14 protein-coding genes are annotated in these 22,332 nt (G+C 67.5%); 6 read left to right on the forward strand and 8 right to left on the reverse strand.

The genetic code is table 11. The annotated features are described in order from the left end of the window. Window positions 1-149: 149 nt before the first annotated feature. The 5 genes from HPY83_05165 to HPY83_05185 all read right to left on the reverse strand — a co-directional run bounded on the left by HPY83_05165 (window position 150) and on the right by HPY83_05185 (window position 7,894). The gene (locus HPY83_05165; GenBank protein ID NPV07340.1) at window positions 150-1,418 is read right to left on the reverse strand and encodes a Glu/Leu/Phe/Val dehydrogenase; all 1,269 of its coding nucleotides are present in this window, start codon (window positions 1,416-1,418) and stop codon (window positions 150-152) included. Window positions 1,419-1,770: 352 nt separating this feature from the next. Continuing rightward, complete coding sequence (locus HPY83_05170; GenBank protein NPV07341.1) at window positions 1,771-3,123, reverse strand: hypothetical protein; 1,353 nt, start codon at window positions 3,121-3,123, stop codon at window positions 1,771-1,773. A 278-nt stretch (window positions 3,124-3,401) separates the two neighbouring features. Continuing rightward, window positions 3,402-5,174 carry a GMC family oxidoreductase gene (locus HPY83_05175; protein ID NPV07342.1) on the reverse strand — a complete coding sequence of 591 codons (1,773 nt, stop codon included), beginning with the start codon at window positions 5,172-5,174 and terminating at the stop codon, window positions 3,402-3,404. A gap of 77 nt (window positions 5,175-5,251) precedes the next feature. Then, window positions 5,252-6,013 (reverse strand): gluconate 2-dehydrogenase subunit 3 family protein, encoded by a 762-nt coding sequence (locus HPY83_05180; GenBank protein NPV07343.1) that lies wholly within the window; start codon window positions 6,011-6,013, stop codon window positions 5,252-5,254. Window positions 6,014-6,094: 81 nt separating this feature from the next. Beyond that, window positions 6,095-7,894, reverse strand: a complete 1,800-nt coding sequence (locus HPY83_05185) for a c-type cytochrome (protein ID NPV07344.1) — start codon at window positions 7,892-7,894, stop codon at window positions 6,095-6,097. A gap of 664 nt (window positions 7,895-8,558) precedes the next feature. On the opposite strand from HPY83_05185, the gene HPY83_05190 reads away from it, so the two are divergent. Then, on the forward strand, window positions 8,559-8,849 hold the full coding sequence (locus tag HPY83_05190) for a hypothetical protein (protein ID NPV07345.1): 291 nt from the start codon (window positions 8,559-8,561) through the stop codon (window positions 8,847-8,849). Between the two features lie 61 nt (window positions 8,850-8,910). Here the strand turns inward: HPY83_05190 and HPY83_05195 are convergent, their stop codons facing one another. Further along, window positions 8,911-9,555, reverse strand: coding sequence for a hypothetical protein (locus HPY83_05195; protein ID NPV07346.1), 645 nt, complete (start codon window positions 9,553-9,555; stop codon window positions 8,911-8,913). A gap of 177 nt (window positions 9,556-9,732) precedes the next feature. On the opposite strand from HPY83_05195, the gene HPY83_05200 reads away from it, so the two are divergent. The 3 genes from HPY83_05200 to HPY83_05210 all read left to right on the forward strand — a co-directional run bounded on the left by HPY83_05200 (window position 9,733) and on the right by HPY83_05210 (window position 14,242). Then, complete coding sequence (locus tag HPY83_05200; GenBank protein NPV07347.1) at window positions 9,733-12,174, forward strand: hypothetical protein; 2,442 nt, start codon at window positions 9,733-9,735, stop codon at window positions 12,172-12,174. A gap of 125 nt (window positions 12,175-12,299) precedes the next feature. After that, entirely contained in the window at window positions 12,300-12,731 is a 432-nt protein-coding gene (locus tag HPY83_05205) for a DUF3828 domain-containing protein (GenBank protein NPV07348.1), read from the forward strand. Window positions 12,732-13,108: 377 nt separating this feature from the next. Further along, the gene (locus HPY83_05210) at window positions 13,109-14,242 is read left to right on the forward strand and encodes an aminotransferase class V-fold PLP-dependent enzyme (GenBank protein ID NPV07349.1); all 1,134 of its coding nucleotides are present in this window, start codon (window positions 13,109-13,111) and stop codon (window positions 14,240-14,242) included. Window positions 14,243-14,358: 116 nt separating this feature from the next. Here HPY83_05210 and HPY83_05215 read toward each other — a convergent pair whose 3' ends face one another. Together HPY83_05215 and HPY83_05220 are read right to left on the reverse strand one after the other, a co-directional pair. Then, a complete protein-coding gene (locus tag HPY83_05215) occupies window positions 14,359-15,510 on the reverse strand; it encodes a hypothetical protein (protein NPV07350.1) in 1,152 nt (383 codons plus the stop codon). 338 nt (window positions 15,511-15,848) lie between these two features. Beyond that, window positions 15,849-16,949 (reverse strand): hypothetical protein, encoded by a 1,101-nt coding sequence (locus tag HPY83_05220; GenBank protein ID NPV07351.1) that lies wholly within the window; start codon window positions 16,947-16,949, stop codon window positions 15,849-15,851. Between the two features lie 268 nt (window positions 16,950-17,217). Between HPY83_05220 and HPY83_05225 the strand changes: the two genes are divergently transcribed. Further along, window positions 17,218-20,691 (forward strand): DUF2791 family P-loop domain-containing protein, encoded by a 3,474-nt coding sequence (locus HPY83_05225; protein ID NPV07352.1) that lies wholly within the window; start codon window positions 17,218-17,220, stop codon window positions 20,689-20,691. A 71-nt stretch (window positions 20,692-20,762) separates the two neighbouring features. Further along, the gene (locus HPY83_05230) at window positions 20,763-22,112 is read left to right on the forward strand and encodes an aminotransferase class V-fold PLP-dependent enzyme (protein ID NPV07353.1); all 1,350 of its coding nucleotides are present in this window, start codon (window positions 20,763-20,765) and stop codon (window positions 22,110-22,112) included. Window positions 22,113-22,332 lie beyond the last annotated feature (220 nt).

The raw sequence follows: 22,332 nt of genomic DNA on the forward strand, positions 1-22,332 counted from the left end.
GCCCGAGACGGCTTCGGCCGCCACGAGCCTGACTTGAGCGAGGGGAGGGTGGCTCTCCACCCTCCCCCTTGCCCTTATCATATCAATGCCGCCTCTCCGGCGTGCCCGCCGCCAGCCCCTACCCCCTGTTCCCTCTAACCTGTAACCTCCTAGGGGTAGATCCCCCGCACCAGGGTGGCATCGTGCACCCGGCGAATGGCGCACATCATGGCAGCCGTGCGCATGGGCACCTTCTTCTCCTCCGCCACGGCCACCACCTCGTCGAACGCCCGGTCCAACAGGCCCTCCAGCCGGCGCTCGATCTCGCCCTCGGTCCAGAACAGCCGCTGAATGTCCTGCACCCACTCGAAGTACGACACTACCACGCCCCCGCTGTTGGCCAGGATGTCGGGCACTATGGTCACGCCCCGGTCATTGAGGATGTCATCGGCGCCGGGAGTGGTGGGGCCGTTGGCCCCCTCGACGATCAGGGTGGCCTGGATCTGCCGCGCCTGCTCGCTCTTGATGGCCATCTCCAGAGCTGCCGGCACGAGCACGTCGCAGGGCAGGCCCATGAACTGCTCTTCGTCCACGTTCTCTGCCTCGGGGTAGTCGGCCACGCTTCCCGTCCGGGACTTGTGTTCCAGGACCGACCGCGGGTCCAGGCCGCTGTCATTGTAGATGGCCCCCCGGCTGTCGGAGATGCCCACTACCGTGCATCCATCCTCGCTCAGCAGTCGGGCGGCCCAGGAGCCCACGTTCCCGAAGCCCTGTACCACCACTCGGGTTCCCTGCGGTCGCTTGCCCTTGCGCGCCAGAGAGCGCAGGATGCAGTAATGGACGCTGCGGCCAGTGGCACTGGGTCGCCCTGCCGATCCGCCGACCAACTCGGGCTTGCCGGTGACCACCGCCGGGATGGTGTAGCCCTGGTGCATGGAGTAGGTGTCCATCATCCAGGCCATGATCTGAGGGTTGGTGTTCACGTCAGGCGCAGGGATGTCCGAATCCGGGCCCATGAGCACGCTGATCTCGGTAGCGTACCGGCGGGTCAGCCGCTCCAGCTCCCGCATCGAGAGTTCTCGGGGGTCCACTACTACCCCGCCCTTGGCCCCGCCGTAGGGGATGTTGGTCACCGCGCACTTCCAGGTCATCCACATGGCCAGGGCCCGCACCTCATCCAGGCTGACGCTGGGGTGGTAGCGGATGCCTCCCTTGGTCGGCCCACGCACGGTCGAGTGATGAACCCGATACCCGGTGTAGATGCGCACCTTGCCGCTGTCCATCATCACTGGGAAGTTCACCGTGAGCTCGCGCTTGCAGTAGCGCATCATCTCGACCACGCCTTCCTGCAGGTCCAGGTGCTTACAGGCTTCGTCGAACTGCAAGATGGCTATCTCGTAGGGGCTGAGATGGTCGCGATCGTTCCCATGGGCCGACATCTGGCGCCTCCATATGAAGATTGGCTGGCCGCGCTCCGCGCAGGGAAGCCAGAAGTGAGTGCAAGGGGCGGCACGACGGCCCTTCCCCAGAAGGCCGATGCAGGCCTGCACCCGAGCTAGCGCCTGCTTCTCTCTCCCCTGCGGCTGTGATTATAACAGCGCCTAGGTATGCTGTATACAGAGCGGCGACCCGGCCCCGCTTCGACGCGGTGCGGGCGCCCACCTCGCCGAACCCGGACAACCGGACCACCACAAGGCCCCGGCCCAGCGGCGCGGCCGCCGGCGCATCAGCCCTGCGCCGTGCCCGGGATGGGCAACGCCCGGGCGCTTCGTAGCGACCGCATCACAGCCCTTAGCCCAGCAACCGGTCCCGGAGCCGGCTCAGCCATCCGGAAGCGGGCGGCTCCTGGCCCCGCACCGCGCCCGTCTGGCCATTGGCCACCAGATGGTACTGCTCTTCCCCCACCCGGTAGCGGGCCACCCACAAGGGCAACAAGATCAGCTTGTACGACAGGATGCTGACCGAGTGCGAACTGAGGTGCAGGCTCCCCGGCCAATAGTCATCCTTCAGGCTGTCTCGCGCCTCCTTCCGCGCCCGGGCCCAGGCGATCTGGCGGGCGGCTATGGAAGCATCGGCAGCCGGCACCTGGTAGATCTCCGCCGGCCACCCAGCCAGGAAGGCGGCATCGAACGGCTGCAACTGGCTCAGATCGAAGTGTCGCACTTCGTCCATCACCGCAGCCGGCAGGGTGTGGCTGGCAGGCACCACGATGTCATCGAAGAAGACAGGTATGCCACCCATCTTCGGCGGGGTGCCATCGGCGGCCAGGCCCCCGCGCAGGCTCAGGTCGTCGCCATCCCAGTGGAGTCTCATGCGGCCCCTCCGGCTCTGGGCCGGCTGCCCCCTCCACTTGACCTCGCCGCCTACGTCGAAGGTCCAGGCAGGTAGGTATAGCCCCGTCGGTTGGGGCAGGGAGGCGCGCCCGGCTAAGCGGTGCCGCTCCAGCCAAGCCACCATCGCCGCCCGCGCCTCTTCTTGGGTCAAGCGCATGGGCACGATGGCCTGAGGCTGGATCAGCGCTTGCTCCGTCTCCAGCACGTGGGAGGAACCGCAATAGGGGCACACCAGCGACAGGAGCGACGGAGCCACAAGGAAGGACGCCCCGCAACCGGAGCAGCTGAGGGCCCGGGTGGCTACAGGGCGCGAGTGACCCTTCGCGGTAGCCAGCGCCACCACGAACTCCTGCTCCTCCACCGCAGCCGAGTCCAGCGCCTCCGCCAGCCCGGCCCGATGGCCGCAGTACGCGCAGGACAGCCCCTCGCGCTCGGAGAGGAAGGACATACGGCCGCCGCATTGGGGACAGACGAAGCGCCGGCTGCGTACGTCTTGAGGCTGAGCTGGCACCTGGGCCTGGGCCCGGTCCGGTTCCACTACGTCCTCCGGGTCCAGTTCTCCGTTGAGGATGGCCAGGGCCCGGCGAGCCCTCGGCTCCCAGGGCTCCGCTCCAATGACGTATTCCAGGTATCGGCGCTTCTCCTCCGGGTCATCGCTGATCTCGCTCAACCAGAGCCAGGCCTCGACCTTCTGGGAGGGATCGGGGTCGAAGATCAGCAAGCGCTCCAGGTAACGGCGGGCATCGCGCCTGTCGCCGGCCTTGGCGGCGGCGATGCCCTGGACTAGCAGCATGCGGGCCATGTGGGACACGGATGTCTCTCCTACGCGTGCGGGTAGCGCCGGCACGCTAACACACCATCGCGGAATCCGTGGATTGTAGCAGCGGAGCGCACTCGGCCTCAATGTGTCCCGTCACGCACGACCGGCCGAAACCGCGAAGGGTAGCCACAACCACATCCCTACAGGGGCGACATTCGTCGTCTCCCAGGGCAGGCACGGTGGCCTGCCCCTACCAACGGTGCTGGTGGACACAGGCCGAGCCGCCCGCGGTCGCGGGCGGCTCCCTTGCAGTCGGTAGGGCCAATGCGTCAGGCCAAAGGGCCTGGGTTCTTGAGGTAGCGATTGCGGATGGCGTCCGCCGTCCAGTAGGCCAGCGCGCCTACCGTCTCCGTGGGGTTGTAGCCGGTGTTCTGGGGGAAGGCACTGGCGCCCACCACGAAGAGGTTGGGCACGTCCCACATCTGCAGGTAGGGGTTGACCACGCTGGTGGCCGGGTCGGCGCCCATGATGGCGCCACCGTTGTTGTGGGTGGCCTGGCCAGGGACGATGCTGAAGGTGCGCGCCAGGCGGAAGATGTTGATGTCGCTTGCCCCCGCCTCCCGCGCGATCAGCGCCGCCTTGTTGGTCAGAAAGTCGGCCATCCTCAGCTCGTTGTCCGTCCAGTTGAAAGTCATGCGCAGGAGGGGCTGTCCGTAAGCGTCTCGGTAGGTCGGGTCAAGGTCCAGGTAGTTGTTCCGATAGGAGAGGACCGCCCCGTGGGTGATGATGGTGAAGGCCCTACGGTAGTTCTCCGCCGCGGCCCGCTTCCACTCTGAGCCCCAGGGAGGAGTCCCCAAGGGAACGGGATGGGTGTTGATGGGGGCAGCCTCGCCAGTGAACTGGGCGATGAAGCCTCCGCCGATGAAGCCCAGGCCGGTGTGGTCGAAGTTGTCACCGTTGAAGTCGTCGACCACCGTAGCCATGGCCCCGGCGGACATGAACGGGTTGAAGACCCGATCCTCGAAGAAGGCGCTGACGGCGGAGATGAACTGGTAGCTGTAGTTCTTGCCTATCAGCCCCTCGCCGCTCATCGGGTCGTAGGTCTGGCCGATACCCGAGAGGAGCAACAGCCGCACGTTGTTCAGAGCATAGGCAGCCAGAACGATGATGTCGGCCGGTTGCTCGATCTCGCGGCCCTGGGCATCCACGTAGGTGACGCTCACGGCCCTCGTACGGGTGTCGTCGAGGTTGACCCGTATCACGTTAGCGTGGGTGCGCAACTGGAAGTTGTCCAGCCCCAGAACGACCGGCAGGACCGTAGTCAGTGGAGAGGACTTGGCCGCCACCTCACAGCCGTACTTGCTACAGAAACCGCAGTACAGGCACCGCCCCATGGCCACCCCATCAGGGTTGGTGTAGGCCTGGCTCTGATTGCCGGCCGGGCTGGGGAACGGGTGATATCCCAGCCGCTCCGCCCCCTCCCAGAACAGGAGTCCGGAGTAGGCCGTCTTGAGAGGAGGCAGGGGATAGTCCCGCTGCCGCGGACCCTCGAAGGGGTTGCCCCCCTCCTGGGTCTGCCCTTGCAGGTTTCCCGCCTGGCCCGATATGCCGGCGGCATACTCGAACTTGTCGTAGTACGGCTCCAAGTCGTCGTAGGTGATGCCCCAGTCCTGGATGGTGGCGTCGGGGGGGATGGCCTCCTCCCCGTATCGCTCCACCGTCCGGCTCCGGGTCTCGAAGTCCCAGGGCAGGAAGCGCCAGGACTGGCCGTTCCAGTGTACGCCTGAGCCGCCCAGCCCCTCGCCCAGTGGATATGCCCCCTGACCGTAGGCCCACTGCCGCATGGGCAGGGCCCGCTGGCGGGGGTTATTGCGGAAGGTGTTCGTCTCCCGGCGCAGGTTCTGCATGAGCCCGTGCCGGCGCGCATACCTGAGCTCGTCGTGTATCTCCGGAGGCTGGAAGTGAGGGGCGGTGTTGCGGTAAGGTCCGCGCTCCAGGCCGACTACGGTTAGGCCCGCCTGGGCCAGTTCCTTGGCCATAATCCCTCCGGCCCAGCCCATTCCGACTACCACTGCATCTACGGGGTCCTTCTTGATTGCCATGCCTGACTCCCTAACAGCTACTAGACTAACAGGGTTACTCTCGCCTTTCGTCTGCCCTCGCCGGTGGTGCGCCGACGTTACTCGTGCGAGTGCGAGGCCTCGCCCGTCTGGATGTCGGCGATGCTGACGGGCTCAACCTCGTACGGCCGGTTGTAGTACTCCTCTACGAGAGCACCGTAGTCCACCGAGGCAGCACCGGGGTAACCGACCAGCCGCCAGCCGACCTTGTTCCGGTTGCCACCGTAGATGGGGTCGGCGAAGAAGCCCTCCATGGTGTTCTGGTAGAGGGTGCTGAAGAAGAGGGCAGCCGGGACGTCCTGGAGGGCTATTTCGCCCGACTGGAGCCCCTGGAGCACCTCGATCTGCTGCTCCTCGGCGAGCTCGGCGAAGGGGCCACCGTACGTTTCCTGGCAGTAGAGGTTGATGTCGCGGATCCCGGCCCGGTAGATCTCCTGGGGAACCAGTCGCATCTGGTAGCCCTGCTCGGGCTCACCTTCCACCCATGGCCCCTGCAAGTACCAGTCTCCCCCGCTGCCAAACACACCGATGAGCTGGCGGTCGATGAACTGGGGCACGCCTGCCTCTAGGGCGCCGGGCCCCAGTTCATCCGCGGGGATGAGCCGGGCCACGGCCGCCTCGATGAAGGCCTGTTCCTCCGAGTTCAGGAAGGCATAGGTCAAGCCCGCTCCCTCGGCGCCCTCCTGCTGAGGGGCCGGCCAGGGCAACCGGGGCATCTCGGGCGCTAGCGCGAAGGCTCCGAAGCCCAGCGGCAACGTCCGGGCCACACCGGCCAGGCCGACGCTCTTGATAAGGTTCCTGCGGCTAACGTAACTGGACATGAGCTAACTCCTCTCTGGTAGCGCGTGGCTAGTGACACGTGACCGATGGCGCACTACGTGTCACGCGTCGCTCGTCACGTATCAGATCCCCAGGCTCTTGATGAACTCGATCAAAGCCTCTATCTCGTTCTCATCCAGTTGCTGCCCGTAGTTGCCGGGCATTAGGCCGGAGGAGAATCCCCGCACAATCTGAGCATTAGGATCTACGATGGATCGGTGCAGGTACTCCTCGTCGGCCACTACGGTGCTTCCATCCGCCAGAGGCACGGTGCTGCCGTACAGCCCCTGGAAGGTAGGACCGAGCAGCCGGGAGCCGTCGGTGGAGTGGCACCCGAAGCACCCGGCGCGCTGGGCGATCTGCCTACCTGTGGCCACCAGTTCGGGCGTAGCCTCGGGGGTGGCCGGAGGTGCAGTAGGCGAAGCGGCCGTCGTGGGAGTAGGAGCCACCGTGGGAGGCGGCACAGCCGTAGCGGTGGCGGTCGCCGGAGCGGCCACAGTCGGCGTAGCTGCGGGCGTCGCCGTGGCCGCCACGGCCGGTCCCGCTACCTCGAAGGGAACCACCGCCACCCGACCCTCCACCCGGACCGGCGGGTCGCCCTCGGGAAACTCGTAGACCCCGATCGCGCCGGTGTCCTCGTGTAGCATGGCGTGCAGCGTCGTGGTGGCCTGCTCGGCGTCAATCTCGACCACCACGTCCGGGTTGCGTCCGGGGTGGACCGGGGCGAACCCGATCACGGGGCCAGGGTTGCCGTTGCTGTCGGCATGGATGACCAGCCAGCCCGGCCCCCGGCTCATCACCTCAGCGATCACCACGCTGTTGGCCACGATAGGCTGATCCTCGACCGCGATGGCCGGCGTCACCTCCACCATAGGCACTGGAGTCGGAGTCTCGGGCGCGGGGGTAAAGGCCGGAGTGGCCGGCGGCACAGCAGGCACGCCCGCCTCCTCCACCGTCCGGGGCCGGGGCCGAGATGGGTCCAGCGGAGCTAGGGGGAAGCTGAAGACATAGTCGTTGGACCAGACGGCGCCGTGGCAGGAGATGCATCCGGGGACAGGGCCGGCGACGTCTAGCTCGCCCTCGGGCCCGTATGAGGCCCAGAACCAGTCGTTGTGGTCGGGGTAGTACCCATCCGACTTCACCATGACCGTAATCGCGGCCAGCGTCTCATCCTCGGTGTAATTCTCTTTGACGATGATGGCGCCGTGAGGCATGAGGCGCGGGCGCTCCTGCAGGGCCTGGGCGGCCTCCGGGTTGAGGTAGGTGGAGAGCAGGGCCCCGTGTGGATCCTGGCCCCGATACAGAAGGCCCTTGCCCGGGATGGTGGACCAGTTCTCCTGGTAGTTGGCCTCCTGGAGGAACTCCCACAGCTGTCGCGCGATCTGCTCATCCTCCTCGGCGAGCATGAACGGAGGTGCGGCCGACGCTGGGGTGGTGACCTGGGTCGGCTGCGCCTCTCCACTTAGGCTCACGATCCAGGCGACCACGGCGGAGACTTGCTCGTCCGACATGAGGGCACCGTAGTCTGGCATGACATCGGACGGGTAGTCGAGCACGGTGGCGGAGTGTCCCGAAACGAGCTGGCCTCGGATGTAGGTCTCGTCGGCGACCACGGTGCGGCCATCGGCCAGGGGCACCGAGCTACCGTAGAGCCCCAACAAGGTAGGACCGATCAATCGGGCTCCAGTGGTGGTGTGGCAAGTTAGGCACCCGAACTCCTGCGCCACCTGCCGCCCCTCCTCGATCATCTCGAGAGACGGCGTGGCCCCTCCCTGGGCGAAGGTTCTTGCTGGGCCCGGGAGAGAGACGATCAGGGCCAGCGAGCCGACCACGGCGAGGATGAGCACAACAAGGAACAGCGGCAACATGCGTCTTGTCTTCAACACTAACCTCCTTTGACTAACGACCGCACTACACCTGCGAGAATCACCCTCCTGCTCTGCGGGGGGTGGGCGCACACTCGTGGCGCGAGACTGCCCGAGCGATCGCCGCCAGAGGGACATGTTGCCCGGCCGCAGGGGATTGCGGGCCGGGGTCGCACTGGCTGACTCAACGCCAACGAAAGCGCCAACCGGCCAGACGAGCTAACGACCCGACGCCCGGGGTTGCTCAAGCCCCGAGCAGCGATATTGTCCATACTGACGTCGGTGCTGTCAACCGGCCCCAGCCAATTGCGCCTTGCGGTCCAGGAACAGAAGCTGCCGGCGGTAGGCACTTGGAGGGACGGCGCGCGTGGGCGCGCGCACTCCTCCAAGGAAGGTGTTCCTGCCGTGCAGTGGGGGCTGGCTCGCGTAGTCCGAGCCCAGCGAAGGCCCTGAGCGGCGGCGCTGGTCGGCATGTGTCCCCCCGATCCTGAGCTGCTGCACCGGCCCAACCGGTCGGACGTTCTCCGGCCCGAGCCAAGAGCAGCCAACCCGCCTGCTCCGGCGCCCAGGTTTGACGCCGACACCGCCCGCCCTATACTCCTTCTCCGAGCGTGACTGAGACGGGCCGACCGGGGCGGCTTGCGCGGTAGTTCCTCGGCCGTGCCGCGTGGGAGGCGATGCTATGCTGGCTCGTTTGAGCCGAATCCAGGGGAGCCCCGACAGGATCGACAGGGCCGTCCCCATATTCCAAGAGAGCACCGATCAGGTGCAGCAGCTTCCCGGTTTCGAGGGGGCCTATCTGCTGGTGGCGAAGGAAGGGGGCCAGATCGTTACCCTGACCCTCTGGAACAGCGAGTCGGACATGAACGCTTCCGCCCCGACGGCGGAGGACATTCTGGCGCGCGCCGCCGAGCGTGCCGGTTCGGAGGCCCCCCCTCAAATCGAGACTTACGAAGTGCTGCTCGAAGTCTGACCGCTTCTATTCCCGATGCAGCATTCCCGCACGTGCTCTGCGGGGACCTCGGCACCCTCCGCTATCGGGTCGCGCCTCTGAACGTCCGCAGGAGCAAGTAGGCACCTCCGAGGATAAGGGCCAGGGGCCAGAGGTAGCCCAGCAGTCGTATGGCAGCCGCCAAGATGAGCAGCCCCATCACCGCCAGGATAGCGGCCGGGATCAGGGCCCAAGTCATGCGCCCCTCTGGATTGGGAGCCAAGTACACCGCAACGAACGTCAGGGCCAGGCCCAGGAAGAAGACACCTCCCATCTCTAGGCCGGACACGGCCGACTCCAGGCCGGTGACCACCCCCAGCGTCAGCATCACGCCGCCGGGAATGACCGCCCACCAGTTCTCCCGCGCTCGGGCGTAGATCAGGAAGAATCCCAGCCCTAGGCTGCCGAAGAACAGCCCTGCCCCCACCCCGCCCGCGGCCTCGGGGACGAGGGAGGTGTAAGCAATGAGCGCGGCTATCCCTAGAAGAGCCATGCCGGGGATGGCAGCCCACCACCACTCCCGCTCGGTGACGTAGCCCCACACGAAGGCCAGGCCTCCCACAGCGAAGACGACCGCCAAAGCCAGCGCCCATCCCCCCGGAAGCAGGCCCAGGTTGTCGAGGAGCAGCAGCAAGCCCAGAAGCACGAGGAAGACCCCGACGACGACCGCGGCATTCACCCTTCTCACCCTATCCTCCTCAGATGCCCATCCCGCAGACAACGGCCTGGCAGCACAAGATTACGCCAGAGCAAGCGCTCCTTCAAGGCGCCGGTGGCCACGAGGACAGGCACGGCGCTGGCCATCAGCGGCGTCCCGGCGTAACATCGCCCTATGGCGCTCTCTACGCCCGGGAGGATCATCGGCATGAGCGAGTGTCCCCTGGTGTCAGGCCTCTTCAGCGTGGAGGTGGAGGCCGGCAGACGGTCCCTCCGCCTTACTTCGCCCTCCTGGCCGGAAATGGCCCTCGAGGGTCTGGCGCCGGCACTCGTAGTAGACAGGGCCCCGCTGCAACCTACTGACCTGTCTGCCAGCCCCGGGCCGGAGCCCCTGCTGCGCTGGAGCTTCGCCCAGGCCGGCCTGGCGCTCGAGCAGCGCCTCCTGCCGGGGCAGGCTGGCCTACGGGTGGAGAGCCGCCTCTGCAACCTCCGCGCCGCGGAGCGCATTCTCAACCATGTAGCCCTCCTGGCCACTCCCGAGGCCCACCTGGGAAACCAAGACTGGGCGACCCGCATCCTGATCGAGGGGGGTTACCGCGCCTACGTCACCACCATCGCCGAGGCCCTGGGCACCCAGACGGAGGCAGAGGGAGAAGCCGGGTTCCAGCCGGGGCAGTCGGAGCGCCCCGCGGTGGAGCGCGCCATCGTCTCCCAGATGTTCAGCGTGATCTGCGGGCCAGGAGAAGGACGGGCCCTGCTGGCCGGGTTCGACAGCTTCCGCCGCTGGCTGGGTCAGGTGACCTACGCTCTGGACCACGGCCGGCTTCGCTGGACCCTCGGCTTCGACGGGGGTGACCTGCTGGTGCTCCCTAAGGAGGACCTGGAGCTGGAGAGCTTCGTCCTCACTACCGGTCCCGATGCCTGGGTGCTCCTGGAACACTTCGTCACTGAGGTGGCGCAGCGCAACAACATCACTGCCCTGGACCGGCCACCGGTGACCTGGTGCTCCTGGTACCCCTATCGCCTGGGGGTGAGCGAGGAGAGGGTCCTAGCTACGGCCGACGTTGCCGCCCAGCGGCTGCTCCCCCTGGGGCTGACCGCACTGCTCGTGGACCTGGGGTGGCAGCAAGATTACCTGCCCGCGTCCATCCGGGAGAACGACCAGTTCCCTCACCGCTTCGCCTGGCTCTCCCAGCGCCTGGCAGAGCGCCGCCTGAAGTTGGGGTGCTGGCTGGCTCCCTACACCGTTAGTGAGTTCGATCCTGTCTACCACCGCCACCCGGAGTGGCTCCTCTCTGACGGGCAGGGCCGGCCCAAGGCACTGGGCACCTGGTTCTGGACCCCGCATGGAAACACCTACGCCCTGGATCTGACCCACCCCGCCGCCCAGGACCACCTCAAGCACATGGTGGAGTCGCTGGCGGAACGGGGCGTCCGCTATCTGAAGAACGACTTCCTGGGCGGCGCTTCCAGCCCTCAGGCCCGCGGCCGCCATAATCCCCGGATGGTGGCCGGCGGCGGCATCGAGGCAGCCCGCCTGGGCTCCCAGATCATCACCGGCACCATGCGAGAGGCCGACCCGGAGGCACTTGTCCTGAGCGGCAACCCTCACGAGCCCGCCGGATTGGGCTACTACAACCTGCTCTACACCTGCATGGACACCGGCAACAGCGGCTTCGTGGGCTGGCGTCACCTGCGTGAGGTCTACACCACTACCGCCATCCACACGGTGAAGAACGGGCGCTGGGGCATCATCCAGCCCTCCTGCCTGGTGGTGGGGCCGCCGGGCACGCTGGAGGAGGCACGACTCCGGGCCACGGCCACCTTCCTCGCCGGCGGCCAGGTGGACATCGGCGACGACTTGACCACCCTGCCCGAGGAGCGCTGGCAGGTGCTCACCGCCACCCTGCCTCCCTTGGGGCGATCGGCCCGGCCGGTGGACCTGTTCCACCCGGTAGAGGTGCTCTCGGTGGACTACGAGGGCCTCTCCAGCGGCCGCAGAGGGGGTGCAGAGGCAGCCCCGCCGAAGGTAGGCCCCCGGGTGTGGCACCTGCCCCTGGAGCACGAGGGTGACCGCTGGCACCTGATGGCCCTTTTCGAGTACGACCCTCCCGAGCGCGACCGGAGCGGGCGATCGGACCTGATTACCTGGTTTCGGGTGCCGATGCAGCGGCTGGGGCTGGACCCCAACGGGCGCTATTGGGTCTACGAGTTCTGGGGAGCGCAGTTCCTGGGCCACCTACCCCGGTTGCGGTTGCCAGCCGCTTACGCTCACCCCGGAGACGCAGCCGCCTTGCTCCTTCCCGGCGACCCTGGCCTACTGGAGGTAGCCTTCTTCGGCCCTGCAGTCAAGCTACTGGTGATCCGGGAGGCACGCGAGTACCCCTGGCCCGTGGGCACCACCTTCCACCAGAGTGGTGGCACCGAGCTGAGTGGGATCACCTGGGACGAAGGAGCGCGGACCTTATCGGGCCGAGTGATGCGCCCGGCCGGCCAGCACGGCTCCATCACCCTGGCGGGAGCGCTCCCGGGAGAGCCCGCCATCACCGTGAGCGGGCGAGCCGTCCCCTGGCGCCGAACGGTGCACGGGAGCCTCACCTTCGACGTCATCACCGAGGGCGACGTCACCCCCTGGGAGGTGCACTGGTAGCCTGGCCGATCGGCCAGGGCAAAGACTCCCCGGGCCGGCAGTCGCAGAACTCCCCTCATGCCCGGCGTGTGCCGGGCTTCGTCGCGGTATCCTTCCTGGCGTAGAACTCGAACGGAGGTGCCGAGATGAAGAAGTGGACGCTGATCGCGATCGGGCTAGTGGCGGTGCTGGGCCTGGCGGCCTGGATAGGCTATCCGCAGCTCACCGGGGCCGCTCCCGCGAACACCACGCCCTCAGAGACGGTGGAGGCTTTCTACAGCTGGTACATCGGTCTCCCCATGGACCAGATCAACACCGCCTACAAGGACAGCGATTACCTGACCGAGGGCTTCGTACAGAAGGTGGAGCAGATCAGGGCTTCCTTCGACCGGGGCGGCTACGATCCCATCCTGCTGGCCCAGGACATACCCAACGAGGTGAAGGCGGTAGAGGAGACGGTTTCAGGGGACACAGCCCTGGTCAGGGTGGAGACCAGCTTCGCCGGGCACAGCTTCCTGGTGGAGTTGACCCAGGTGGGAGGCGAGTGGCGGATCAGCGACGTACGCCCCGCCAGGTAGGGTCTCATCCGCACGCGGGATTCGGAGCGGCTCCGACGGGAGCCGCTCCCGCTTCTTTGCGGCCACCGGGAGCTCGCAGACAGCGGCCGTGGAGGAGAACGGGGCACCGGATGCTAGGCATCCGGGAGGCTCAGGACCCCGGCGTGACCGAAGCGTGGTCGTTTGACCCTCTGGCCCTGCACCATCAGAATGCGCCATCCTTTGACGAGATTCACCGCCGAGAACGCAGAGACCGCCGACTACCATACTGGGAGAGCGACCACGGACGCAGCAGAGGGAGGATGGTTAGGGCCAGAGCGGGCTCTTGCCTGTCTGCCGTAGCTATCAGTCCTCTGCGGCCTCCGCGATCTCGGCGGTGAGTGCCTTAAGGAGGGTGAGTGGACGTCTACGCTGAATTGGGTGTGACTCCCGTCATCAATGCTGCCGGCACCCTGACCAACCTTGGCGGCTCCCTCATGCCACCCGAGGTGCTGGAGGCCATGGCCGCGGCGGCGCGCTCCTTCGTGGACATGGACCAGCTGCACCGGGCCGCCGGCCGGCGCATCGCCGAGCTGATCGGGGTGGAGGCCGCTCACGTCTGCGATGGCGCCGCCTCCGGCATCTCCCTCATGGCGGCCGCCTGCATGGCCGGCACCGACCGGGAGAGGATCGCTCGGCTCCCCGATACCGCCGGCATGAGGAACCGCTTCGTGGTCCAAGCCTCCCACCGCAATCCCTTCGACCAGGCCCTCCGGGTGTCGGGAGGCGGCTTTGTCCAGATTGACGCGGACGCCGACCAACTGCGCCAGGCCGTGCGCCGGCCGGACGTGGCCGGCGTCTTCTACACCCATGCCTGGTTCTGCATGGGCCCGGCCCTGGAACTGGCCGAGGTAGCCGAGATCGCCCACCAGGCCGGGGTGCCCGTCATCGTGGACGCCGCGGCTGAGGTACCCCCGCCCGCCAACCTGACCCGGTTTGTGCGCGAGGGTGCCGACCTGGTGACCTTCAGCGGGGGCAAGGCCATCCGCGGCCCCCAGGCCAGTGGGATCATCCTGGGGCGGGCCGACCTGGTGGAGGCGTGCCGGCTGAACAACTCCCCCAACATGGGCATAGGCCGGCCCATGAAGGTGGGCAAGGAGGAGATCGTCGGGCTGGTGAAAGCGGTGGAGCTGTACCTCGGACGCGATCACGCCGGCGACGCCGGTCTGTGGGAGCGTCGCGTGCGGACCATCATCGCCGCCGTGAGCGACCTGCCCACGGTGCGCGCCTGGCGTCAGCTCCCCTATGGCGTGGGTCAGCAGATCCCTCATGCCGCTGTGACCTGGGATGTGGAGACGGTGGGAGCCGATCACGTGGAGGTGATGCGCCGGCTACGCCAGGGCGACCCACCCATCGCGGTGCAGTACGTGAGCCCGGACAACTACCATTGGAGCACCTTCACCGAGCCCGAGCTGCGCCTACACCCTCACACCCTCCAGGAGGGCGAGGCGGAAGTGGTCGCCCGGCGCCTGCGAGAAGCGCTGGGCGGCTGAGGGAATGGAACGTTGTTGCCGATGGGGGAGTGGTTCTGGATGACCAGAGTGATCCCCTGGTCCTCGGCCGCCGCGGCCGCTTCCCGCGCCATCTCGATCACCCACTGGATCTGCTGCTACCGGTTCTGCTCGATGGTCTCCAGCAGAGTCATCACGTTGTCTATGGGGGTGTGAGGCACGAAGTAGTTCGAAGTGCCCACGATGACGCCGCTGCTTGCCTTGGCCACCTCCAGAGCCCGCAGGGCCTCCTCTACGATCTGCTCCTTGGTGCCCAGATGGACGGTGTGGGAGCTGATGTTGCCGATGAGGATCAGTTTGGGATAGCGCTCTCGCAGCCGGGCCAGGTCCATCCCCGCCCGGCCATCTATCTCGAAGTAGCCGTCCACGGCACCAGTTCCGAACATCATGTCCGCTACCGGCCAGAGGTCCCCGTCGCTGGCGAAGAAGTGCAGGCCGCCGTGCTGGTGGCAGATCTCGGTTACCTTGCGGAACCGGGGCAGAAAGACCTCCTGCAGCAGACGGGGACTGAACATAGGCCCCTCGTTGGAGGCGAAGTCGGTGCCACCCCAGAAGTGAGTGAAGCCCAGAGGGCTCAGGAAGGCCACATTGCGCCGTGCCGTCTCCACCTGGGCATCCAGCAACCGCTCGATCAGGTCGGGCCGGAGGAGCAGGGCCTCCAGCCAGATCTCGATGCCGCGCAGGGGCACGCCCATCCCCACCCCGCCCACCCGGATCTCGTATTGGTCTCCCAGCTCTCGTTTGGCCCGTCGCTCGAAGTCGTAGCCCTCCTCCGTGGGCTGGTCGCGGCTCAGCGACTCCTCCATCTGCTGGATCTCCCGCTCGATGGTATCGAAGGTGGCCTCCGGGCGGGGCTTGTAGTAGACGATGTCGCACTGCTCGCTGCCCGGGTCGTACTTGAGCACCCGCCAGTCCTCCTCCGGGCCGTACTCGCAAAGGAAGGTGTTGTCGTCTATCTTGCGGGTAGGCTTGCGGTTGTAGCGCCAGTAAGAGGGGCGGATGATGTCGTTGCCCGCAGCTATGGCTACAGCGACGGCGTCTTGGTAGGAACGCTCCAGGAACTCGGCGTGAGCGTCGGGCCCCTTCCAGAGGGCGGTGGCCTCGCGCCACTGCTGGATGCCTCCGCCCACGTAAGCCTCCCGACCAATGAGGGCGCTGGCCACATCGGAGGAGAAGCCGATGTGGTGGATGGGTACCTTGTCCGTCTTCTGGAACTGGAATGCCGCCAGCACTCGTTCCCGAGGAGTCATGTGCCGCTCCTGAGGCCGTAGTCTGAGGCGTCCCGGTCTAGTGCGGGCGCGCCAAGACCATCCTACCAGCACTGGAGCTCGCCGTCACGTGAGCGGCAGCAATAGCAGGGCGAGCGCATTTGGGGCGTCGCCGGTCCCTCTCTACTGCTCATCATCTGAAGAACACGCGCACGCGCGAGGGGGCCGGACAGGCCCCTCTGCGCCTGCGCCCGAACTTCTCCTGCTGTGGAGATTCGGAAGCTACGCCCGATCACCTGGGAGAGGGAGACACCAACGACACGGGGCCGCCCGGCTGTCTCCCGATCGGCCTAGTCGTCCCTTCCCGATCAGCGGTGAGGTCAGCGTCCCATCCACAGCGGCCTGAGGTCGTACCCCGGAGCGCTGGTCAGCCGGCGCAGGCCGGAGCCGTCAGCGCCCACCACGTAGACGTCCCACTCTCCATCGAGGCCGGCGGCGAAGGCGATCTCAGCCCCGTCGGGGGACCAGCTCGGCTGCATCTGCCAGCCGAGGGCCTCGTCGGTCAGTCTCCACTCCCGTCCAAGGTGCGCGTCGGCGACGTAGATGGCGAAGCCCCCATCGCGATCGGAGGAGAAGGCAATTCGGGTCCCGTCCGGCGACCAGCAGGGCTCTGTGTCCACCGATCGGCTCTCCGTCAGCTTCCTCAGGCCGCTGCCGTCGGCGTACATGGTGTAGATGGCGGTGACCATGTCCCAGTCAGAGACGAAGGCGATCTGCTTCCCGTCCGGCGACCAACGAGGCCACTCGCTCCGCGCCCCTAGGTCGGTGAGGCGCCGAAGGTCGCTGCCGTCCGCCTGTACCACCCAGATCTCCGATCGCCTTCCGGACAGCGAGGCGAAAGCGATCCGCGACCCGTCGGGCGACCACAACGGCTGCATGTCCCAGCGGAGGCCGTCGCTCAACTGACGCAGGTCGGTTCCGTCGAAGCCAACGGCGACAATGCCGGCGTTCGCCTTCGATGCCGACATGAACGCGATGCTCTCGCCATCCGGTGACCAGCAGGGAGCCATCTCCCAGGCATTCCCGCTGGTGGTCAGGTTGCGCCCACCGGTGCCATCGGCATTCATGACCAGCACCTCGTAGTCGGTGCCACCTTCGCCGCCGTGCCTGGCCGTGAAGGCGATCCGCGACCCGTCAGGCGAGACTGCCACTCCGTGGGCCTCTTCCAGTGCAGCCGTGAGCTGGCGCTGGTCGCCGCCATCGGGGTCCATGGAGTATACGGCCAGGGCGCCATCACGGTCGGACACGAAGGCGATGCGATGCCCTGGCCCGGCCTCGACCATGGCGCTATCGTGGGCCTCTGCCTGCACGTGGGCCACCAGCCCGAGAGAGGCAGGGCCGGGCTCGTCGGCCCCGCGCGCGCAACAGGGCACGAGCAGGATCACGGTGAGCAGCGCTGCCAGTCTGGAGAACCTAGCCATCGGGGACCTCCTTGTCGGCGCTAGCCCGGCCTCATCTCATCGCGGCGACCTCCTGCCGGGATGCCCGATGGTGCCAGGCCCCGGGGCCTCTCCGGATCGCCGCTGTCCTTAGGTTCGCCGGGTGTGAACCTGGCCCCAGCATGGCAGTAAGGAGTTGCCAGAAGGCTTCGGGAGCGCTGCGTAACCGCTGCGTTGATGTAATCGGCCAGAGGGTGTATACAGGACTTGCCGCGCAGCGGTCGCCGGCCGTCGTCCGAGGAGGATGGACATGCGCCTGGAGCTTTCCCTGCTCGGGTCGTTTCGAGCCTACCTCGACGACGCCCCCGTAACCGGCTTTCCTTCGGACAAGGCCCGGGCCCTGCTGGCCTACCTGGCCCTGGAGTCCGATCGCCCTCACCGGCGGGAGGCTCTGGCCGAGATGCTCTGGCCCGACCGATCCACCGCCGACGGCCTGGGCAACCTCCGCTCGCTCCTGTCTCGCTTGCGCCAGGCCATCACCGACCACCAGGCCTGGCCCCCGTTCCTGCTCATCACCCGCCAGGCCATCCAGCTCAACCCGGAAAGCCACTGCCACACCGACGTGGAAGACCTGGCCGCATCGGACCCGGACCGGCTCCGGGAGGCGGTGGCCGCCTATCGCGGCCGGCTCCTGGAGGGTCTCTCGGTGCGGGACAGCCCTGCCTTTGAGGAGTGGGTGCTGCTCAAGCAGGAAGAGGTGGAGCGGCGCTACCTCTGGGCCTTGGCCCGACTCTCCGACCACTGCCAGGCCCAGGGAGACTACAGGGAGGCCGAGGGCTACGCCCGCCGGCAACTGGAGCTGGAGCCCTGGCGGGAGGAGGCCCACCGCCAGCTCATGCGGGCCCTTTGCCTCTCGGGGCAGCGCAGCGCCGCCCTGGCCCAGTACCAGGTCTGCCTGAGGGTGCTACAGCAGGAGCTGGGAGCACCGCCGGCCCCTGAGACCATCGCCCTCTACGACAGCATCCGGCAGCGCCCCATGCCCGGACCGGCAATGGCTCCCATTCCCCCTCCGACCATCGTCCTGCCCGAGGACTTGCCTGAAGACCAGCTACCCCCCTTCGTGGGGCGGGAGCGGGAGCTGGCCCAGTTGGGCCGCTACCTCGAGAAGGCCGTTTCTGGACAGGGCCAAGTGGCTTTCGTGGTGGGCGAGCCGGGCAGCGGCAAGACCATGCTCCTGCATGAGTTCGCCCACCGGGCACTGGAGACCTACCCTGAGTTGGTGGTGGCCTCAGGAAGTGGCAACGCCTACACCGGCACGGGAGACCCCTACCTGCCCTTCCTGGACCTTCTGCGCATGCTCACCGGCGACGTCCAGGCCCGCCACTCCCAGGGTGCCGTCACCCGAGAGCAGGCCCAGCGCCTGTGGCAGATGGTGCCGCAGGCGGCCCAGGCCGTTGTCGCTCACGGCCCCGCCCTGCTCGATGTCTTCGTGCCCGCAGCGCCCCTGCTGGCCCGAGCCCGCAGCGTAGCGGACAGCGGTAACTCATGGGTGGCCGCCCTGGAGGAGGCCACTAGGAGGAAGGGCTCCACTCCTCCCCAGCCGCAGCTCTTCGAGCAGTTCACCCAGGTGGTGCAGACCCTGGCCCGAGGCCGCCCCCTGCTCCTGACCGTTGATGACCTGCAGTGGGCCGACAGAGGCTCCATCGAGCTGCTCTTCCACCTGGGGCGGCGGCTAGCGGACAGCCCCATCCTGCTCCTTGGGGCCTACCGACCGGGAGAGGTGGCCCTGGGCCGAGAGGGAGAGCGCCACCCCCTGGAGCCGGTGGCCAACGAGCTGCGAAGCCAGTACGGCACTGCCCCTGTGGACCTGGACCGGGCCGAGGGACGGAGGTTCTTGGAGGCGCTGCTAGACCGGGAGACCAATCGGCTCCCGGCTCAGTTTCGAGACACCCTCTACCATCACACCGGAGGCCACCCCCTCTTCACGGTGGAGTTGCTTCAGGACCTGCGGGAGCGGGGTGGGCTGGTGCGAGATGACCAGGGTTGCTGGAGGGAGGGGCCGGGGCTGGACTGGGAGGGGCTGCCCACTCGGCTGGAGGCGGTGATCGGGGAGAGGGTGGGGCGGCTGCCGCCCCAGTGCCGGCAGATGCTGGAGGTGGCCAGCCTGGAGGGGGAGGAGTTCACTGCCGAGGTGGTGGCCCGGGTGCTGGAGGTGCCGGCACTGGAGATCGTGCACCGTCTGAGCGGGGAGCTGGCCCGCCGCCACCAGCTGGTGCGGGCCCAGAGCCTGGAGCATCTGGATGGACAGAGGCTGTCCCGCTACCGCTTCCGCCACTACCTGTTCCAGCGCTACCTGTATCAGAGCCTGGACCGGGTGGAGCAGGCCCACCTGCACGAGGCGGTGGGCCGAGCCCAGGAGGAGATCTGGGGGGAGGCGGCGGATGAAATGGCCCTACAACTGGCCTGGCACTACGAAGAGGCAGGGCTGGCCCTGATGGCGGCGGGAGCCTACCTGCGCGCGGGAGACCAGGCGCAGTGGATGGCGGCGATGCCTCAGGCAGAGATCCACTACCGCAAGGGACTGGCGCTGATGGCAACCTTGCCCGAGGAGCATCGGGACGTGCAGACGGAGATGCGGCTGCAGACGGGCCTGTGCGTGGCGGCCGGGCTCACCAGGAGCGCCGCTTCGCCAGACCTGACCCCGCTGTACGAGCGGGCTCTGGAGCTATGCCAACGGGCCGGCGATGCCCAGCTGCTTCTCCAGGTGCTGGCTGAGCTGGAGTACCATCACGAGGTCAGGGCCGACTACGACCGGGCTCTGGAGATTCTGGCGCAGGCCTTCGGCCCCCTGCTGACTCGCGGCGATCCCTATGCCCTGACCTGGGTGCATGGGCTCTTGGGCCGGGTCCTCCGCCTGCTGGGCCACTTCGGCCCAGCGCGGGTACACCTGGAGACGGCGGCAGCCTGGACCGCCTCCCACTCGGAGGAATTCGCCGCCCCAGCTTGGCCCCCCGGTCTGTGGTGGCATCTGGCCAGGGTCCTGGGCGTGCTGGGCTACCCAGAGCAGGGACTCCGACGCTGCGAGGAGTTGCGCCAGATGGCCGAGCGGTTAGGACACCCCGCCATGCTGGCCATGGCCCGGGGCAGGACTGCTTGGTATCGCTATGAGTTGCACCGGGAGGAGAGAACCCTGGACGAGTGGACGGCAGCATCGGCGACGTTCCAGAGGGAGACTGGGGGCGAATGGAGGGATGCCACCGCTTTCCGCAGGGCGTACCGGGGCGAGGTGCTGCTCCACAGAGGCCAGGCAGTGGAAGGCAGCCAACACATCCGAGCCGCGGTGGAAGCACTGGTGCGCGATGGCTTCCTGTACGACGTTCCTGAGGTGCTGGTCTGGCTGGCAGAGGCCTACCTGGGAGCGGGGCGGCCGGATGCGGGGCTGAACGCGGCCGCCCTGGGGCTGCGCCTGGTACGCCGGACCAGCCAACGCTTTGCGGAATCGTCGCTGCACCGGGCCATGGGCGACCTGCACCGCCAACGCGGCCGCCCGCACGACGAGTGGCTGGCGGAGGCGCGCTACCTGAGTGCCCTAGACGTGGCCCGGCGGCAGGAGGCCAAGCTCTTCGAGCTACAGGCCGCCACTGCCCTGGCCCGCCTCTGGCGCGATCAGGGTAAGCGCAAGGAGGCCCACGACCTCCTCGCCGGCGTGTACGACTGGTTCACCGAAGGCTTCGAGGCATACGACCTCAAGCAGGCGCGGGCCCTGCTGCAGGAGTTGACCTGACCGCGTCCCCGGTGCAAGTATAGGTCACCCACCGTGGGAAAGCGGGGGCACGCATCGTGGGGAGGGATACGGTGCCAACCATAGCAACGGAAGCGGATCTGGCCATCAACGGCGGCCCTAAGGCCATCGAGAGGTTCGAGGCCGAGCGCAGCCATCGCCGCCCCAACGTGGGCCTGGAGGAGTTCCTGGCCATCGCCGACACCTTCGGCTACTCGCCAGAGGCCCAAGCCCAGATCCGCGCCCTCCTGGAGGCCGAGGACGATCGGGCCAACCCGCAACTCACCCGCTACTACAACCCTCGCCCGTCGCGGGTGGCCATGTTCGAGGAGACCGCCCGCGAGGTCTTTGGGGTCAGGTATGCCCTGGGAGTGAACTCGGGCACCTCCGCCCTCATGTGCGCCTACGTGGCCGCCGGCGTCGGGCCCGGCAGCGAGGTTATCGTCCCTGCCTACACCTTCTACGCCACCGCCGCCGCCGTGGTAGCCTCCCGGGGCATCCCCGTCATCGCCGAGATCAACGATACCATGACCCTGGACCCCGAGGACGTGGAACGCAAGATCACCCCCCGCACCAAAGCCATCGTGCCCGTGCACATGCTGGGCCTGGCTGCTGACATGGATCCCATCATGGATATCGCCCGCCGGCACAACCTCACCGTGATCGAGGACAATGCCCAGGCCTGCGGCGGCAAGTACAAGGGCCGCTACCTGGGCACCATCGGCGATCTGGGCTGCTTCAGCCTGAGCAGCTACAAGGTCGTCGGCGCCGGGGAAGCGGGAATGGTGCTCACGGACGACGAGTGGCTCTACATCCGGGCCATGAGCCAGCACGACACGGCGGCCTGTTGGCGGCCAGACCGCTACGCCAGGGAGCGGCGGCCGGGCGAGCTCTTCTGCGGCCAGAACTACCGCATGTCCGAGCTGGAGGGAGCGGTGAACCTGGTGCAGCTCCGGAAGATGGAAGCCCAGCGGGTGCGCTACAACAGCAACATGCGCCGCATCATCGCCGGCCTGGAGACATTCCCTCAGACCCGCCTACGGCCCAGCAATGACCCGGAGGGCGACCTGGGGTACTGCATCATCCTCCTGGCAGAGAGCAAAGAGGCTGCCAGCCGCATCGGGCCTGCCCTCGCCGCCGAGGGGCTGCCCGCCGGGGCCCGGGGCGTGGAAGGCTCGCGGGACTGGCACATCTACACCTTCTGGGAGCAGATCCTGGAACAGAAGACAGCTACCGAGGAGGGCTGCCCCTTCACCTGCCCCTTCTACGAGGGTCCCCTGCCCGAGTACTCGGTGGAAATGTGCGCCCGCTCGGCTGACCTCTTTGACCGGGCCATATTCCTCCGGGTCAACCAATGGTGGACGGAGAGCGACTGCGACCGAGTGGCCGCCGCCGTCAACAAGGTCTGCCGGGTGTACGGGTAGAGGCGCACCGCCGGTCACGTCAGCGTCTCCGGCGCGGTCGCCTCCTGCCCCCGAACCCCACCAACACGAGGAGTTCGCGCGCCCACGCGCGAGCAGGCCCCCACACACATCCCCCCGCGCCTGGAGGCGCTCACTCCTCATGAAGGGGCAATCCACGCCCGCCGCAGGCACTCCCCCGCTGCTACCCCCAGAGGGATCGCCTCTTGCCCTCGAACCCCAC

This window comes from Anaerolineae bacterium (assembly GCA_013178015.1).
Taxonomy (GTDB): Bacteria; Chloroflexota; Anaerolineae; order DRVO01; family DRVO01; genus Ch71.

Coding starts and splice junctions, on each gene's coding strand:
- HPY83_05190 (NPV07345.1), top strand. CDS start 8,559: ATGCTGGCTCGTTTGAGCCGAATCCAGGGGAGCCCCGACAGGATCGAC.
- HPY83_05225 (NPV07352.1), top strand. CDS start 17,218: ATGCGCCTGGAGCTTTCCCTGCTCGGGTCGTTTCGAGCCTACCTCGAC.
- HPY83_05165 (NPV07340.1), bottom strand. CDS start 1,418: ATGTCGGCCCATGGGAACGATCGCGACCATCTCAGCCCCTACGAGATA.
- HPY83_05180 (NPV07343.1), bottom strand. CDS start 6,013: ATGTCCAGTTACGTTAGCCGCAGGAACCTTATCAAGAGCGTCGGCCTG.
- HPY83_05175 (NPV07342.1), bottom strand. CDS start 5,174: ATGGCAATCAAGAAGGACCCCGTAGATGCAGTGGTAGTCGGAATGGGC.
- HPY83_05200 (NPV07347.1), top strand. CDS start 9,733: ATGAGCGAGTGTCCCCTGGTGTCAGGCCTCTTCAGCGTGGAGGTGGAG.
- HPY83_05220 (NPV07351.1), bottom strand. CDS start 16,949: ATGGCTAGGTTCTCCAGACTGGCAGCGCTGCTCACCGTGATCCTGCTC.
- HPY83_05215 (NPV07350.1), bottom strand. CDS start 15,510: ATGACTCCTCGGGAACGAGTGCTGGCGGCATTCCAGTTCCAGAAGACG.
- HPY83_05205 (NPV07348.1), top strand. CDS start 12,300: ATGAAGAAGTGGACGCTGATCGCGATCGGGCTAGTGGCGGTGCTGGGC.